Here is a 15873-nt window from a genome sequence, read left to right on the forward strand (position 1 = left end):
GCCGCTCAGATGCACTTGAAATAGTCGAACGGTTCCCGGCAATCGATGCAACGATACAGGGCTTTGCAGGCGGTAGAACCGAACTCGCTGAGCACCTCGGTGTGGGCGCTGCCGCATTGCGGGCACACAACGTGCGGGCTTTCACCGAGCAGGCTGCGTTTGCTGGTGCTGCCCTCGGGTGGCGCGATGCCGTAGGCGCGCAGGCGTTCGCGGCCGTCGGCGCTGATCCAGTCCGTGGTCCAGGCCGGGGTCAACTTGCGCTCCAGTTGCGGTGCCTTGAACCCGGCGAGTTCCAGGGCTTCGCGGATGTCGCTCTCGATCACTTCGGTGGCCGGACAACCGGAGTAGGTCGGCGTAACCACCACGTGAAGGTGACCGGCCTGCCAGTCCAGATCGCGGACGATGCCGAGGTCGACGACACTGACCACCGGCACTTCCGGGTCCATCACTTCGGACAGGATCGCCCACGCGGCAGCCAGGTCGGTCGGTTGAGCCGGCCGGGCGCCGAGGTCGCTGGCGATCAGCTCACCAGGTTGCATCGGGGTACGCTCGTGGCAGGAACTGCATTTCGGCCAGCAGAATGCCCAGGTGTTCGGTGTGCAGACCTGTGCGTGCATTCAGGTAGAAATAGCTCGGCGTCGCGGGGACGGGCAGGGTGGCGTGGCTGAAGATCTGCTCGACTTTGGCTTGCCACTGGGCGGCGACGCTGGCGATGTCCGGGGTGATGCCGGCTGCGCACAGTCGCTGTTCGCTGTCATCGGCGGCGATTAATTCAACGGTGAAGCGCCAGACCTCGGGAATCGCGGCAAGCATGCGCCGATTGCTTTCCTCGGTGCCGTCGCCCATACGCTCGATCCATTCGCCGGAGCGGCGCAGGTGATAGGTCACTTCCTTCACCGCCTTGGCGGCAATCCCGGCGATGCGCTCGTCGCTGGACTGGCTCAGGCCCTGCAGCACTGGCAAGTGCCAGGCGTCGTAGAGGAACTGTTTGAGCATGGTCACGGCGAAGTCGCCGTTGGGTTGTTCGACCAGCAGCAGGTTGCGATAAGCGCGCTCGTCACGGCGGAACGCCAGGTGATCGGCATCGCGGCCGTCGTCCAGCAATTCGGCGGCGTACTCCAGCCAGTTGCGCGCCTGGCCCACCAGGTCGAGGCCGACGTTCATCAGTGCCAGTTCTTCTTCCAGCGCCGGCGCCTTGCCGCACCATTGGCACAGGCGCTGGCCTTGGATCAGGGCGCTGTCGCCGAGGCGCAGCAGGTATTCGATCAGATCGGTCTTGTTGTTCATGGTCGACCTCACATGTGCCCGACTTCGGCCGGCAGCTCGTAGAAGCTGGCGTGGCGGTAGACCTTGTCGTCCGACGGATCGAACAGCGGGTCTTTTTCATCCGGCGACGAAGCGGTGATCAGCGCCGAAGGCACGACCCACAGGCTCACGCCTTCGCTGCGACGGGTGTAGAGCTCGCGCGCGTTCTCGATGGCCATGGTGGTGTCGGCGGCATGCACGCTGCCGACGTGCTTGTGGTTGAGGCCGTGCTTGCTGCGCACGAAAACTTCAAATAGGGTCCACTCGGACATTTCAGTTACTCCACATCAGTGGCCGACTCAGGCGGCGTTCTTGTTTTGTTTTTTGCGGGCTTGGGCGACGGCGGCTTCACGCACCCAGGCACCGTCTTCAATCGCCTTGCGGCGGGTGGCGACGCGTTCCTGGTTGCACGGGCCGTTGCCCTTGAGCACTTCGTAGAATTCGCTCCACTGGATTTCGCCGAAGTCGTAGTGGCCGCGTTCGGCATTCCACTTCAGGTCCGGGTCGGGACAGGTGCAACCCAACAGCTCCAGTTGCGGGATGGTCTGGTCGATGAAGCGCTGGCGCAGTTCGTCATTGCTCTGGCGCTTGATTTTCCAGGCCATGGATTGAGCGCTGTTGGGCGAGTGTTCGTCGCTTGGGCCAAACATCATCAGCGACGGCCACCACAGGCGATTGATCGCGTCCTGGACCATGTTTTTTTGCGCTTGATTGCCGTGGCGCATCATGGTCAGGAGGATTTCGTAGCCCTGACGCTGGTGGAAGCTCTCCTCCTTGCAGATTCGCACCATGGCTCGGGAGTAGGGGCCGTACGAGGTGCGCTGCAGCACCACCTGGTTGACGATGGCCGCACCATCCACCAGCCAGCCCACCGCGCCCATGTCGGCCCAGTTCAGCGTCGGGTAATTGAAGATGCTCGAATACTTGGCTTTGCCGCTATGCAGCTTGGCGATTTCTTCATCGCGGTCTGCGCCGAGGGTTTCCATCGCGCTGTACAGGTACAGGCCGTGACCGGCTTCGTCCTGGATCTTGGCCATCAATTGCAGTTTGCGTTTGAGCGATGGCGCGCGGGTGACCCAGTTGCCTTCGGGCAGCATGCCAACGATTTCGGAGTGGGCGTGCTGGGAAATCTGCCGGATCAAAGTCTGGCGATAGGCATCTGGCATCCAGTTCTTGGCTTCGACTTTGATTTCTGAATCGATTTTTTCTTGAAAAGCGCGTTCCTGTTCAGACATTTCCGACAGGTCTTTGATGCGCTTTACGCCTGTTTCTACGAGCTGTGCGTACATTTGGGGTCTCCCGCCTAGAATCTTGTCGAGGGCATGGATAACTTTATAAGCGATACAGAAATTAATTTCAAACATAAAATGACGTGTCGTATTTGTTTTCTGTATCGGTTTTGGGGGGGGGGGCGAGGGGGTACTTGTCGGTTTCGGTAGCTGCCGCTTGTTTTCCCGAGCTGCTGCCGAGCGAGTGGATCGGGATCAAAGACGAGAGGCACGGCAACGCTAGGCCTTTGGAATGATTAGGGTGTACGCTTTTCTGTTTTCTTTGGGAGCCGGCCTGTTGGCGCTTGCGTGCGAACGCAAAACCCTTGTGTGATCGCATTTCGACGTGGACACCCATCCCAAGCAGATTTAATTCCACGGAACAGCGGATCGCCGTAGATCTCCAAACCCCAAAAAAAACCCCGCAAAAGCGGGGCCATAAGGGGTGCAGCAGTCATGCTTTAGGTGGTCATGCCTTTGGACGTTTATCCAACACGTGGCAAGCCTTGCCTTCGGATCGTTTGATCGAATGGAACGGCTGCAAAACAATTCGCGAACTGATCCCGATGTACGTCTTGATGTTTTTGCTCAATTCCCCGCAAACAGCCTTCTGCTGTTCATCAGTCAGGTGATTGTGCTCGGCCTTGAGCTCGACATGCACGTCAACGCTGTCGAGGTTGCCATTGCGATACAGGTGGATCTCATAGCACTCGGCAAGTTGTTTAACTTTGAGTACTTGTTCCTCGATTTGCGTCGGGAACACGTTGACGCCGCGGATGATCAGCATGTCGTCGCTGCGCCCGGTGATCTTGTCGATGCGGCGCATCGGGCGTGCGGTGCCGGGCAGCAAGCGGGTCAGGTCGCGGGTGCGGTAGCGGATCATCGGCAGGGCTTCTTTGCTCAATGAGGTGAATACCAGTTCACCCATTTGACCGTCCGGCAGCACTTCCCCAGTGACCGGGTCGATGATTTCCGGATAGAAGTGGTCTTCCCAGATGGTCGGGCCGTCCTTGGTTTCGGCGCATTCCATTGCTACGCCAGGCCCCATGATTTCCGACAAGCCGTAAATGTCCAATGCGGTGATGCCCAGGCGCGCTTCAATGGCGCTGCGCAAATCGGCGGTCCACGGCTCGGCACCGAAAATGCCCAGGCGCAGGGCCAGTTTATGCGGGTCGATACCCTGGCGCTCGATTTCGTCGGCGATGTTGAGCATGTAGGACGGCGTGACCATGATAATGTCCGGCTGGAAATCCTTTATCAGTTGCACTTGTTTTTCGGTCTGGCCACCGGACATCGGGATCACCGTGCAGCCCAGGCGTTCAGCGCCGTAGTGCGCGCCGAGGCCGCCAGTAAACAGGCCGTAGCCATAGGAAATGTGGACCTTGTCGCCACGTCGACCACCGGCGGCGCGGATCGAACGCGCCACTACGTTGGCCCAGGTGTCGATGTCGTTCTGGGTGTAGCCCACAACGGTCGGTTTACCGGTGGTGCCGCTGGATGCGTGCAGACGAACGATGTCGTTCATCGGCACGGCAAACATGCCGTAGGGGTAGTTGTCGCGGAGGTCGGATTTCGTGGTGAAGGGCAGCTTTGCCAAATCTTCCAGGGACTTGATGTCGTCCGGGTGCACTCCCAGCGCATCGAAACGCTGACGGTACAGCGGCACATTGTTGTAGGCGTGGTTCAGGCTCCAGCGCAGACGCTCCAACTGATGCTGTCGCAACTCGTCGATACTGGCGGTTTCCAGCGGATCCAGCACAGGGGTCAGCACGTCTTTGGCAATTGGCATGTTCATGTGTTCACTCGAATTGTTTTTGTGTTCCAGCCCCGTACACGGGGGCTTTGAGTGCATGCCCCAAGGATACCTCTCGGCTCCTCGGGAATCGCGACTATTTAGTGGGTTAGACGCTCGATGATCAGCGCGATCCCCTGGCCGACACCGATGCACATGGTGCACAGGGCGTAGCGGCCTTTACGTTCTTCCAGTTCGTGCAGGGCGGTGGTGACCAGTCTCGCACCGCTCATGCCCAACGGATGGCCGAGGGCGATGGCGCCGCCGTTCGGATTGACCCGTGGGTCGACGTCATTCAGACCTAGTTCGCGCAACACTGCCAAGCCTTGAGCGGCGAATGCTTCGTTGAGCTCGATCACGTCCATGTCGGCCAGGCTCAGGTTGGCCACTTCCAGCACTTTGCGCGTGGCGGGGACAGGGCCGATGCCCATGATCCGTGGCTCGACGCCAGCGGTGGCCATCGCCACGACGCGACCACGGGCGGTCAGGCCGTGGCGTTTGGCGACTTCAGGGCTTGCTAGCAGCAATGCACAAGCACCGTCGTTGACACCAGAGGCGTTACCGGCGGTGATACTGCCGCCTTCGCGGAACGGCGTGCCGAGTTTGGCCAGCTGTTCAAGGGTGGTGTCGCCGCGCGGGTGTTCGTCATGCTCGACCACTCTGGTCAGACCTTTGCGCTGGGGAATTTCCACCGCGACGATTTCCTTGGCCAGGCGCCCATTGGCTTGGGCGGCAGCGGCGCGTTGCTGGCTGCGCAGGGCGAAGGCATCCTGGTCGGCGCGAGAAATGTTGAACTGTTCGGCGACGTTCTCCGCGGTTTCGGGCATGGAGTCGATGCCATATGCCTTTTTCATCAGCGGATTGACGAAGCGCCAGCCGATGGTGGTGTCGAAAATCTCTGCCGAACGGGAAAACGCTTGTTCGGCCTTGCCCATCACCAGCGGTGCGCGGGACATGGACTCGACGCCGCCAACCAGCATCAATCCGGTTTCGCCGCTGCGAATCGCCCGGGCAGCAGTGCCGATGGCATCCAGCCCGGAACCGCACAGACGATTGAGGGTGGTGCCCGGCACGCTGACCGGCAATCCGGCCAGCAGCGCCGACATGCGCGCGACGTTACGGTTGTCTTCGCCGGCCTGGTTGGCGCAGCCGTAGATCACATCGTCCACGCTGTTCCAGTCCACTTGCGGGTGGCGGCGCAGCAGTTCGCGCAGGGGGACCGCGCCGAGGTCGTCGGCGCGGACGCTGCTAAGGACTCCGGCGTAGCGACCGATCGGGGTGCGGACCGCGTCGATGATCAGGGCGTCATTCATTGGGGATCTCCTGCGCCAGCACTGAGCCGCGCACTTTGTAGGATTTACCGTGGAATAGGGCAATCAACTGGCTCTGCTGGTTTTCAATGCGTACGTCGTAGTTGCCGTTGCGCCCGGAGCGGCTTTGCTCGGTGCAGTCGGCAGTCAGCGTGTCGCCCAGGCGTGCCGGGGCGATGTAGTCGACGCTGCAGCCGATGGCCACGGTGGCTTCGTTGTAGCTGTTGCAGGCAAAGGCGAACGCCGAATCGGCCAGCGCGAACAGGTGGCCGCCGTGGCACGTACCGTGGCCCTGGAGCATGTCGGCGCGCACGGTCATGCCGACGCGGGCGCAACCGGGGCCGGTCGAGAGCAGGCGCATGCCCATCGCTTGGCTGGCGGCATCACGCTGGAACAAGGACTGGGCGCATTTGCTGGCCAGCGTCATCGCTTCGTGGTTAGTCATGGAAGTGTTTCCCTTCGGCGACGCGACGGCGCAGCAGCAGTGACGGCCGGTAGCGTTCTTCGCCATAACTGGCTTGCAGGTTTTCCAGCACGTTCAGGATGTGCGCCAGACCTATCGCATCCGCCCAGGCCAGCGGCCCTTGTGGATAGTTGACCCCGGCGCGCATGGCCAGATCGATGTCGGCGGCCGAGGCCACGCCTTGCAGCAGGGCGTCGGCGGCTTCGTTGGCGAGCATGGCGACGGTGCGCAAGACCGCGAGGGCCGGGCTGTCACTGAGCAGGCTGACCTTGAGGCCGGCCCGTTGCAGCAGGGCCACGCCTTGTGCGAGTGCCAGCGGATCGATGCCGGCCGCATGGCTGATGGCGATACGCTCGGCTTTGCCGTAGTCGAACGCAAGGTCCAGCAGGATCAGGTTGCGCAGCCCGTCCTCGCGAGCACGCTGACAAGCCATGCGCCCGTCGCTCAAGGCCAGCACGGCGTCACCGACCCGCAACAAACCCTGGCCGTCACGCTGGATGATCTCGACGCCTTGCTCGTGCAAACGTACGAGCAAGCCTTGAGCGATACCGAGGTCACCTTCCACGGCACACACTTCGACCGTCGCTGTGCTGCTGGTTTCAGCTGCGAGAGGACGTTCCACGCCGTGGGCATAGCTGTAGAAGCCCTCAGCGCTTTTGCGCCCCAGGCGTCCACCGTCCACCAACTCTTTCTGGATCAGCGACGGCAAGAAACGGGTGTCCTGGTAGTAGGCGTCGAATACGGAGCAGGTCACGGCGTAGTTGACGTCGTGGCCGATCAAATCGGTCAGTTCGAACGCACCCATGGCAAAGCCACCGGCCTCGCGCATCAATGCATCGAGGGTCTGGCAATCGGCAGCACCTTCCTGCAGCAGACGCAGGCTCTCGGCATAGAACGGCCGGGCCACGCGGTTGACGATGAAGCCTGGCGTGGAGCGGGTGTGCACCGGCTTTTTGCCCCAGGCCTTGGCGGTGTCGTACAGACACTCAGCCAACGCCGGATCGCTTGCGAGACCCGAGACGATTTCCACCAGCGCCATCACCGGCGCTGGGTTGAAGAAGTGCAGGCCGAGCAGGCGTTCTGGATGATCAAGCTGAGCGGCGATGCTAGTAATAGACAGCGACGAGGTGTTGCTGGCGAGGATGCAATGTTCGCCGCAAATACCTTCGATCTGGCGGAACAACGCGCGCTTGACCTCAAGGTTCTCGACGATGGCCTCTATGATCAGCTCGCAGTCGGCCAGGGTTTCGATGGCCTCCGCCGCGTGAAGGCGGGCGATGGTTGCACTGCGTGATTCGGCCGACAGCTTGCCTTTTTCGACCTGCTTACCCAGTTGCCGATCAATCCCTTCAACGGCTTGCGCAGCAGCGCCGGGGCGGTTATCCAGTAGCAGCACCGTATGCCCGGCGTGTGCCGCGACTTGGGCAATGCCTGCTCCCATGGCTCCGGCGCCGATCACAGCGATGCGTGCGTTGTTATTCAGTGCGGCCATGGCTCAGCGTCCCTTGAAACTTGGGGTGCGTTTTTCCATGAAGGCACTGACGCCTTCGCGGTAGTCCTCGCTGCGCCCGGCCAGGCGTTGCAGATCGCGCTCGAGTTCCAGCTGTTCGTCGAAGCTGTTACTTAGACTGGCATTCAGGCTGCGTTTGATCAGTGCCAGGCCGTAGGTCGGCTGGGTCGCCAGGTGGCGGGCCAGTTTCAACGCTTCGTCGCGCAGGTCGGCGTCATCCACACATTGATAAATCAAGCCCCATTGCTCGGCTTGCTCGGCGCTCAGGCGATTGCCTAGCAGGGCCAAAGCCTTGGCTCGAGCCATGCCGACAAGGCGCGGCAGCGTCCAGGTGCCGCCGGAATCGGGTATCAGGCCGATCTTGCAGAACGCCTGGATGAAGCTGGCCGAACGTGCCGCCAGCACCAGGTCGCAGGCCAGCGGAATGTTGGCGCCGGCACCGGCCGCTACGCCGTTGACCGCGCAGATCACCGGCAGTGGCAGGTCGCGCAGCTGGCGGATCAGCGGGTTGTAGAACTTCTCGATGGATTCGCCGAGATCCGGCACCGCGCTGCCCGGCGCGACATTGCGGTCGCTCAGGTCCTGTCCAGCGCAGAAGCCGCGACCTTCGCCGGTCAGCAGCAGGACGCGCACGTCCGGGTTCTGCCGCACTAGCTTGAGCGCTTCCTTCACTTCGCCATGCATCTGCGTATTGAAGCTGTTGAGCTGTTCCGGACGGTTGAGGCTGAGCAGGGCGACGCCGGCCTCGATGGAAAACAGGATGTGTTCGAAGTTCATGGTCTTGGCGCTCTCTTGGCGATCTCGAATTCGGGGATTACTGGCCGGTGAAGGTCGGCAGGCGTTTTTCCTGGAAGGCGGCGATGCCTTCATTGCGGTCGCGGGTGCCGGCCAGCACGGTGAAGGCGTGGCGCTCGAAACGCAGGCCGCTGGCCAGATCGGTGTCCATGGCCTTGAGCAGCGCTTCCTTGGCCAGGCGGACCGCCAGCGGGGCTTTGGCGGCGATAGTGCGGGCGATGTGCAAGGCGCGTTCGACGGTCAATTCCGGTTGGGTGACTTCGCTGACCAGTCCGGCACGCTGCGCCTGACGGGCGTCGATCGGCTCGCCGGTCAGGACCATCTGCATGGCCAAGGATTTGCCGACGGCGCGCAGCAGGCGTTGGGTGCCACCGGCGCCGGGCATGATCCCGAGGTTGATTTCCGGTTGGCCGAAACGGGCGTCTTCGCCTGCAATAATGATGTCGGCGTGCATCGCCAGCTCGCAGCCACCGCCGAAGGCGAAGCCGTTGACGGCAGCGATCAGCGGCTTGCTGAAGTTGCTGATGGCCTGCCACGAAGCCTGGCGCGGATCGTTGAGGATGCCGACCAGATCGCGCTCGGCCATTTCCTTGATGTCGGCACCGGCGGCGAAGGCTTTGCGGTTGCCAGTGAGGACTACAACGCGGGTGTCCGGATCGGCCTGGGCGGCGCGCAGCTCGTCCGCCAGTTCACCCAGTATTTGGGTATTGAGGGCATTCAATGCTTGCGCACGCTGCAGGGTAATCAGGCGGACGCCAGGCTCGATCAGCTCGACGGCAAGGGTTAGAGGCATGGCGGATGCCCTCAAGGTGCACGCTCGGCGTGGGTGCCGGCTCGTTATTGGATCGGCCGCAGGGGCCGGTTTTGCCCAAGTATAGCTGTAACATGATACGCAAACGCAACAAAAAATTTTATTGAATGTGTCCTATTGGTTGGGTGATGAGTTTGTATTATCTTCGTTTTAACGGAGCTGCTGATGATTTTCACCCCGATTTTATTGGGTTAATGCTGATTTATGGGGGGGCTAGGCCCTCATCGGGAAGGCTGGCTTCAAGTGATACGGTTTTTGGTCTTTGTGTTGGTAAAAAAGACGTGATACAAAATTACTCATTATTTGCATCGCTTTGTAAAGGACGCCTCCATGACCTGCTACAGCCTTGATGGCCTGACCCCAGTGGTAGACCCGACTGCTTATGTGCACCCCTCCGCCGTGCTCATCGGTGACGTGATCATCGGCCCGCATTGCTATGTCGGTCCGCTGGCCAGCCTGCGCGGCGATTTCGGACGGATCGTGTTGGAGGAGGGTGCCAACCTGCAGGACACCTGTGTGATGCACGGTTTCCCGGACAGCGACACCGTGGTTGAACGCAACGGCCACATCGGCCACGGCGCGGTGCTGCACGGTTGCCGCATTGGTGTCGATGCGCTGGTGGGCATGAATGCGGTGGTGATGGACAACGCCCGGATCGGCCCGCGTTCTTTCGTTGCGGCGGCGGCGTTCGTCAAGGCGGGGTTCGAATGCCCTGAGCAGTCGCTCATCATGGGCGCCCCGGCCAGCGTCAAGCGAACCCTCAATGATCAGGAAGTGACGTGGAAGCAGGCGGGAACGCGTGAGTATCAGCAACTGGCCAAGCGCTGTCTGGAACAGATGCAGGTCTGCGAACCGCTGAGCGAACCGGAGCCAGATCGCCCGCGCATCAGTGACCGTGGGTTACGGCCCAAGGGCAGTACTTTGTGAACATGGCCCTTACTCGAGAAGGTGTGTCAGTCGACACCCGGGTGGCTGACACACCCTCGCGAGCAGGCTCGCTCCCACAGGTGTATGCGATTAACTTGCAGACATTCGGTATATTCCTTTTCTTTTTTCGCTCGGTACGCCCATGTCGTCCCTGACACCTTTGAACCATCTGATTACGCGCTTCCAGGAGCAGACGCCGATTCGCGCCAGCTCCCTGATCATCACGTTGTACGGTGATGCCATCGAACCCCACGGCGGCACCGTGTGGCTGGGCAGCCTGATCCAATTGCTCGAGCCGATCGGTATCAATGAACGGCTGATCCGTACCTCGATTTTTCGTTTGACCAAGGAAGGCTGGCTGACCGCCGAGAAGGTCGGACGCCGTAGCTATTACAGCCTGACCGGCACCGGTCGCCGGCGTTTCGACAAGGCCTTCAAACGGGTCTACAGCACCACGATGCCGGCCTGGGATGGTTCCTGGTGCCTGGTGATGCTCACGCAGTTGACCCAGGACAAACGCAAAAAAGTGCGCGAAGAACTGGAATGGCAAGGTTTTGGTGCGATCTCGCCCGCCGTGCTGGCCTGTCCGCGCACTGATCGGGCTGACGTCAACGCGACGTTGGTCGATCTTGGCGCCCAAGAAGAAACCATCGTCTTCGAAACCACCTCACAAGACGTGCTAGCCTCCAAGGCCCTGCGTTTGCAGGTGCGCGAGAGCTGGAACATCGAGGATCTGGCGGCCCATTACAGCGAGTTCATTCAACTGTTTCGACCGCTTTGGCAAGTGCTTCGCGAACAGGAGAGCCTGCAGCCATTGGACTGTTTCCTGGCACGGGTCCTGCTAGTTCATGAGTACCGCAAATTGCTTTTGCGCGACCCTCAATTGCCCGACGAATTGTTGCCGGGCGATTGGGAGGGACGCGCCGCGCGTCAGTTGTGCCGCAACATCTACCGGTTAATCTACGCTAAGGCTGAAGAGTTGTTGAACAGTGCACTGGAAACCGCCGATGGTCCTTTACCAGATGTGGGCGAGAGTTTCTATCGACGTTTTGGCGGGCTTAATTAATCCGTGTGGTTCCGAGGCAGCGTGACTGTTTGAGGAGCAGGAGACCCCGGGGATTTGCGTAGATAATAAAAACAAGCCTGCGTGAGGGCAGATATGATTTCTTCAATTGCACAGCACCGTGATGGCTTCGATCAGTGGGTTCATCAGATCAACCAGATCTGTGGCGCCTTCAATGCGAAAACGCTAGGTGACGAATTTGCCGGTCAGATTCGCGAACACAAAGACGGCGCCCTGAAGCTCAGCTTCGTGGATGCCCGGCAGGCACGGTTGTACCGCACACCTCACGAGGTCGCGGCGGGTGAGGGCGGCAAGTACTTCGCAGTTTTTCAACTCGATGGCACCGCCGGCATGGCTCAGGGCGACAGTAAGGTGTTGCTGTCGGCCGGTGATATCACGCTGATCGACGGCTCGCGTCCCAGCGACTTCACCTACAGTCAAAACTCCCGGCAGTTATCGTTGATTCTGCCGTCGCAAATGGTCGACCAAACCCTGCGCTTCAGTCAGGTCAAATGTGGCCACCGGATTGCAGCGACATCGCCCATCGCAATGCTGTCGCACCGTTTGATCTTGGATGTAACTGAGCAAAAATGTCTCACTTGGCAGGAAAGTGAGGCGACATTGGAGGCTATTGTGACTCTATTGCGACCGGCCATCTGTCAAGTCGAAGAGGCTGATATGCATGAACGTATCTTCCGCAAAACGCTTACATTTATCGACGCAAACGTTCATTCGGAAGAGCTTTGCCCCGAATGGCTGGCACACGAGATAGGCATATCGACTCGCGGTCTTTACCGAATGTTCGCCAAAAAAGGGCTAGTGGTTGCGCGGTATATCAAAAATCGACGCCTTGATTTGTGTGCTGAATCACTGCGTCAATCTGTGATGGATCAGAAGTTGTCTGCTCTTGGCTATTCTTGGGGCTTCCCTGACTCCAGCCATTTTTCCACCGCGTTCAAATCGCGCTTCGGCGTTTCTCCTGGGGAGTATCGCAAACAACACACTTGAGAATAGTCTTTGGCGAAGTCAATTGTTCATCCCATCCTCAATGGCGATGCCTTGCGAGCGCATCGAGTTGATCAGCTCAGCACGGGTGCCAGGAAGGTTGAGCATTGCTTTCTGCCGTAGTCTTGATACTTCTTCGGCAGTGTATGGCTGGAAGTTTGCGGGTGTGCTTTTCCCCGCCATACCGTCTTCACGAATCAACCAATTCATCAAATCTGCGACTTGTTTGTTGTTTAGAGCGGATTGAGACATTCCTGGCACTCGTACCAGAAACTCACGACCACCCGGTACTTTCAAAAAGTTGCCGACGAACCCCGTCATACGCGGAGTGTCGTTGGCTGGTGAACCCATACCGTTGCCCAGATGGCAGCCGGCACATTGTAATTGGTAGTTCACGGCATTGCTGTAACCAGCCTGGTCAATTGGCGTTTGAGGTGCTTCGTTGCCTTGTGCCTGGCGCTGTGCCGGGTTGGGGATTGCTCTAGCATGGGCAAGCGGTGTGCTGATGGCGCAGACCAGGCTAAGAAGCAGTGATATACGCATGAGCGAGTACCTTTCTTTAGTTGCCGGTGACGATAATTAGAAAAGGCCGCCGATAAAAAACCGCCGATTGTGCGAACAACCGACGGCATGTACTGGCTTATATAGCGACGCCGCGAATGACCGCAACTGTACAATGGTAAATGTTCGATTTGGCCGCTAAGCACCAGTTCACGTCGTTGTTGTTAAACGGACGATAGGCGGGTTCTTCGCTGTCGTTGCGAGTGCATGCACATTGCGCACAACTTTGTTTACCACAGCAATCGTTGTAAGAAATGATGTAGTCCTTGCCATCGCCAGGGTTGCGGCAAGTACCGATCCAGGTGACCTGAGACACTTCTGTGCCTGGCGGGCAGGAAGTGACCGAGCCCCCGCAGCAACTGCACAAAAAACCGTCGATGGAGCAGTAGCGCCAGTAGTCGCAGGTGTTCGGATCACCAGGGTCTCCAGCTTTAGGATTATCTGCGGCAAGGGCTTTACCGGTGCGATCAAGCGGCAGGAGCACCGGCAGCGCGGCACCAACCACTATCAATGACCCCATGCGCGCGAGAAGCTTGCGTCGCGATGTGGTGTCCGCAACACGGCGAGTCGAACGCTCAAATAATAGATCCAGCAGTTTCATAGAGGTCTCCCTGCCTTAATCAGTGGGTATGGCCGTGGCTGTGGTCGTGGGGGCGCGGCTGGTTGTTGAGATATTCCTGCAGCGTTGCGCTTTTGAGGTGCTCAACTTCGAACAAGCTGTCGAGGTGCTCGCGCGAGTTGACCAGGCCCTTGGCGCGCAGAGTGCCAGCCTTGTCGATCAGTGCGGCGTAAGGGAGCTTGCCTATCTGGTAAGTCATGCCTACTTCTGGTCCGACCACATAGATTGCGTCGTCCAGCTTGTGTTCGCTTATCAGTGCTTGCTGAGCTTCCATGTCACCGTCGCTGATGAATACTACGTCCAGACGATCGGCCTGTTCTTTGGCTATGGACTTAATCGCTGGCAACAGGGACTTGCAGATCGGGCAGGTCGGTGAGAGGAAGAATAACAATTGGGATTTTTCTGCGGCGTAACCGAAGTTCACTGGCCGGCCGTGACGGTCGGCGGCAGTTACTTGTGGAGCAGCTTCGTTGACGGCCACGCCTTTATCTACCATCAGTGCCCCTGCCGGAGCGATGCGCCCATGCAGTACACCAATTTGGCGCACCAAGCCCATGACTGCGAATGACAAGGCTAAAAGAAGTAACCAGAGCAAAACGTTGGAAATAATTAAGCCGTCCATTTATCACCTACCAATCAGTTTGAGCAGAAGAGGAGAATTCGCCAGCAAGCCATCGGCTGCTGCGTAAATAAGCAACGCGACTGCACTTGCGAGCAGCGTCACAAAGCTGTCAAAAACGGTCAGTTCACGTACCAGTGGCGTAACGCCAGCAACCAGAGCCAAGGCTATTAACACGCTATTTCGCAGCAGCAGAACAGGCCGCAGTGGTTGCGCCTGATCTGGTCCGGCACAGCCACAATCTATGTCCCGCCGGCCACGCCACAAGTTGATGCCAATCGCCGCTGCATAGAGCGTGATCAGGCTAACAGCACTCAGTGCCGCCCATGCTCGGGTCATAGGAACCAGTAGCGTGAAGGCGATGATCAATTCCAGTATCGGGATCATTTTAGCGATGGGACGTGCCAACGGATCGGGTACCAATTGGTAGTCAGTCAATTGCCTGGCGAAGCGCGTAGGTGCACGTAATTTATGGGTCGCCGCGCTGGCCAGCAACACGGCAATAGCGAGCGCGCTGGCGATGACGATGATCGGATCAATAGGCATGGCCGAACCTCTTAGTAGGTCATGATCTGAGTGGCTGTTTTCGCGACTTTTTTCATACTTCCGCTGAGTTGATTGGTCTTCAGATCGAAAATCTGCAAACCACCTTCAATATCGCTGCCCAGCAGCACCGGCTTGTCGTCGCCCGTTGCCTGTAAACTCCACATCGGTATAGGCGCCTCTAGGGTCGCGATTTTCCTTTGTGTTTTGAGGTCATATGCCCAGATTAGTTGGCTTGGGTCTTCCCATTTCATGGGTTCGTGGGAATCGTGCATTAGCACGTACAAGCGATTGAGCTTGGGGGCGATGGCCATCAATTGCCAGCCGCCCGGTGCCCAACCGTCTTTTTTCTCGGCTTCAGTGATCAGTGACCAGCTCGGCAGGATTATTGGCGCATCACCGGCAAAGTCCACAGGGCGAACGGTCCCTGTGGTGGTAGTGAAGTAATAGGTGTCACCTACGTTTACTGCACGCTCTACCAGTTTCTCAGCGTTCGGGTCGAAGAACGGCGTACGGCTACGTGCAGATTCCTGGCCCTGCTCGTTGATCGTCACGACCTGCACGCTGCCATCACCGCATAAGGAAGCGAACCGACGCTTGCCCACAGGGTAGTTAAGCACGCAACCGGGGATTGCGATTTCGCCGACCACAGCTTTGGACTGCGTATCCACTACGGTCACTGACGTTGACGGGGTGAAGTTGTATATGTATACAAAACGGTCATCACTGCTGGTTTTCAGGCCGTAGCGCTGAGTCAGCATTTGGGCACGCTTGTTCGGAATCAGCACTTCCCATGCTGGTGAAAGCGTTGAGCTGTCCCAGGCTGCTAATACGTCGGTGCGGTTGCCGCGAGTGCCACGAGAATACCAGATGTCGGCCGTGTAGATGGTCTTGCCATCATGGCTTAGGGCTGATGGGGCTGCAAAGCCAGTAGGTATCATACCTAGTATGCGTTTATTGTCCGGGTCGACCACGGTGATTCGCCCTATCGCAAAACTTTCGAATTCAACATCGACAATAAAGGCTCTATGCGCTTCAGCTGGGAATGCCAAAGTGGTTTGGCCGATCGTGTCTGCCGGCAGGTCTGCATTGGCACTTTTTAAACCCAGTACCAGAAGGCTTAGGCCGAGCGCCGATTTTACGGTGATCCTGGTGGCTCGCATTTGCGGGAACTCCCTGAATTATTGTTTTTTCACATAGCGGATGCATTAACAGACTTCTGTAGCTTAATTTTGCCCTGTCAGGAAAAGGCGGGGTTTGTTGTGGCTGCCAACTGTTTGGT

General features: G+C 58.9%; 18 protein-coding genes. 3 read left to right on the plus strand and 15 right to left on the minus strand.

The features are described 5' to 3' along the window. Positions 1 to 5: 5 nt before the first annotated feature. The 10 genes from paaD to paaF all read right to left on the minus strand — a co-directional run bounded on the left by paaD (position 6) and on the right by paaF (position 9236). Positions 6 to 539 carry a 1,2-phenylacetyl-CoA epoxidase subunit PaaD gene (paaD, locus tag H8B20_RS07370; protein WP_181643094.1) on the minus strand — a complete coding sequence of 178 codons (534 nt, stop codon included), beginning with the start codon at positions 537 to 539 and terminating at the stop codon, positions 6 to 8. Beyond that, the gene (gene paaC, locus H8B20_RS07375) at positions 526 to 1287 is read right to left on the minus strand and encodes a 1,2-phenylacetyl-CoA epoxidase subunit PaaC (RefSeq protein WP_181643095.1); all 762 of its coding nucleotides are present in this window, start codon (positions 1285 to 1287) and stop codon (positions 526 to 528) included. Before paaC ends, paaD begins: the two co-directional genes overlap by 14 nt. Before the next feature lie 8 nt (positions 1288 to 1295). Then, on the minus strand, positions 1296 to 1577 hold the full coding sequence (paaB, locus tag H8B20_RS07380; RefSeq protein ID WP_007943393.1) for a 1,2-phenylacetyl-CoA epoxidase subunit PaaB: 282 nt from the start codon (positions 1575 to 1577) through the stop codon (positions 1296 to 1298). Positions 1578 to 1604: 27 nt separating this feature from the next. Beyond that, entirely contained in the window at positions 1605 to 2594 is a 990-nt protein-coding gene (paaA, locus tag H8B20_RS07385) for a 1,2-phenylacetyl-CoA epoxidase subunit PaaA (protein WP_181643096.1), read from the minus strand. A gap of 448 nt (positions 2595 to 3042) precedes the next feature. Next, a complete protein-coding gene (gene paaK / locus H8B20_RS07390) occupies positions 3043 to 4368 on the minus strand; it encodes a phenylacetate--CoA ligase PaaK (protein ID WP_210622747.1) in 1326 nt (441 codons plus the stop codon). A 98-nt stretch (positions 4369 to 4466) separates the two neighbouring features. Continuing rightward, positions 4467 to 5678: a 3-oxoadipyl-CoA thiolase gene (pcaF, locus tag H8B20_RS07395; RefSeq protein ID WP_181643098.1), complete on the minus strand. Its 1212-nt coding sequence runs from the start codon at positions 5676 to 5678 to the stop codon at positions 4467 to 4469. Then, the gene (gene paaI / locus H8B20_RS07400) at positions 5671 to 6120 is read right to left on the minus strand and encodes a hydroxyphenylacetyl-CoA thioesterase PaaI (protein WP_181643099.1); all 450 of its coding nucleotides are present in this window, start codon (positions 6118 to 6120) and stop codon (positions 5671 to 5673) included. The genes pcaF and paaI overlap by 8 nt, the downstream gene beginning before the upstream one ends. After that, a complete protein-coding gene (paaH, locus tag H8B20_RS07405; RefSeq protein ID WP_181643100.1) occupies positions 6113 to 7630 on the minus strand; it encodes a 3-hydroxyacyl-CoA dehydrogenase PaaH in 1518 nt (505 codons plus the stop codon). Before paaH ends, paaI begins: the two co-directional genes overlap by 8 nt. A gap of 3 nt (positions 7631 to 7633) precedes the next feature. Continuing rightward, positions 7634 to 8425 carry a 2-(1,2-epoxy-1,2-dihydrophenyl)acetyl-CoA isomerase PaaG gene (gene paaG, locus H8B20_RS07410; protein ID WP_181643101.1) on the minus strand — a complete coding sequence of 264 codons (792 nt, stop codon included), beginning with the start codon at positions 8423 to 8425 and terminating at the stop codon, positions 7634 to 7636. Between the two features lie 37 nt (positions 8426 to 8462). Next, positions 8463 to 9236: a 2,3-dehydroadipyl-CoA hydratase PaaF gene (paaF, locus tag H8B20_RS07415; RefSeq protein WP_181643102.1), complete on the minus strand. Its 774-nt coding sequence runs from the start codon at positions 9234 to 9236 to the stop codon at positions 8463 to 8465. 348 nt (positions 9237 to 9584) lie between these two features. Here paaF and paaY point away from each other — a divergent pair, with 348 nt between their 5' ends. The 3 genes from paaY (at position 9585) to feaR (ending at position 12252) form a co-directional block, all read left to right on the plus strand. Continuing rightward, complete coding sequence (gene paaY, locus H8B20_RS07420; RefSeq protein WP_181643103.1) at positions 9585 to 10181, plus strand: phenylacetic acid degradation protein PaaY; 597 nt, start codon at positions 9585 to 9587, stop codon at positions 10179 to 10181. 142 nt (positions 10182 to 10323) lie between these two features. Continuing rightward, a complete protein-coding gene (gene paaX, locus H8B20_RS07425; protein WP_181643104.1) occupies positions 10324 to 11247 on the plus strand; it encodes a phenylacetic acid degradation operon negative regulatory protein PaaX in 924 nt (307 codons plus the stop codon). Between the two features lie 93 nt (positions 11248 to 11340). Continuing rightward, the gene (feaR, locus tag H8B20_RS07430; protein ID WP_181643105.1) at positions 11341 to 12252 is read left to right on the plus strand and encodes a transcriptional regulator FeaR; all 912 of its coding nucleotides are present in this window, start codon (positions 11341 to 11343) and stop codon (positions 12250 to 12252) included. Between the two features lie 18 nt (positions 12253 to 12270). On the opposite strand, the gene H8B20_RS07435 is transcribed toward feaR, so the two are convergent. The 5 genes from H8B20_RS07435 to H8B20_RS07455 all read right to left on the minus strand — a co-directional run bounded on the left by H8B20_RS07435 (position 12271) and on the right by H8B20_RS07455 (position 15754). Continuing rightward, complete coding sequence (locus H8B20_RS07435) at positions 12271 to 12792, minus strand: cytochrome C (RefSeq protein WP_181643106.1); 522 nt, start codon at positions 12790 to 12792, stop codon at positions 12271 to 12273. A gap of 97 nt (positions 12793 to 12889) precedes the next feature. Further along, positions 12890 to 13411, minus strand: coding sequence for a methylamine dehydrogenase light chain (locus H8B20_RS07440; protein ID WP_181643107.1), 522 nt, complete (start codon positions 13409 to 13411; stop codon positions 12890 to 12892). 19 nt (positions 13412 to 13430) lie between these two features. Next, complete coding sequence (mauD, locus tag H8B20_RS07445) at positions 13431 to 14051, minus strand: methylamine dehydrogenase accessory protein MauD (RefSeq protein WP_181643108.1); 621 nt, start codon at positions 14049 to 14051, stop codon at positions 13431 to 13433. A 3-nt stretch (positions 14052 to 14054) separates the two neighbouring features. Next, a complete protein-coding gene (locus H8B20_RS07450) occupies positions 14055 to 14594 on the minus strand; it encodes a MauE/DoxX family redox-associated membrane protein (RefSeq protein WP_181643109.1) in 540 nt (179 codons plus the stop codon). Between the two features lie 11 nt (positions 14595 to 14605). After that, entirely contained in the window at positions 14606 to 15754 is a 1149-nt protein-coding gene (locus H8B20_RS07455) for an amine dehydrogenase large subunit (protein ID WP_181643110.1), read from the minus strand. Positions 15755 to 15873 lie beyond the last annotated feature (119 nt).

The sequence above is a fragment of the Pseudomonas sp. P42 genome, assembly GCF_017973755.1.
GTDB classification, from domain to species: domain Bacteria; phylum Pseudomonadota; class Gammaproteobacteria; order Pseudomonadales; family Pseudomonadaceae; genus Aquipseudomonas; species Aquipseudomonas iridis.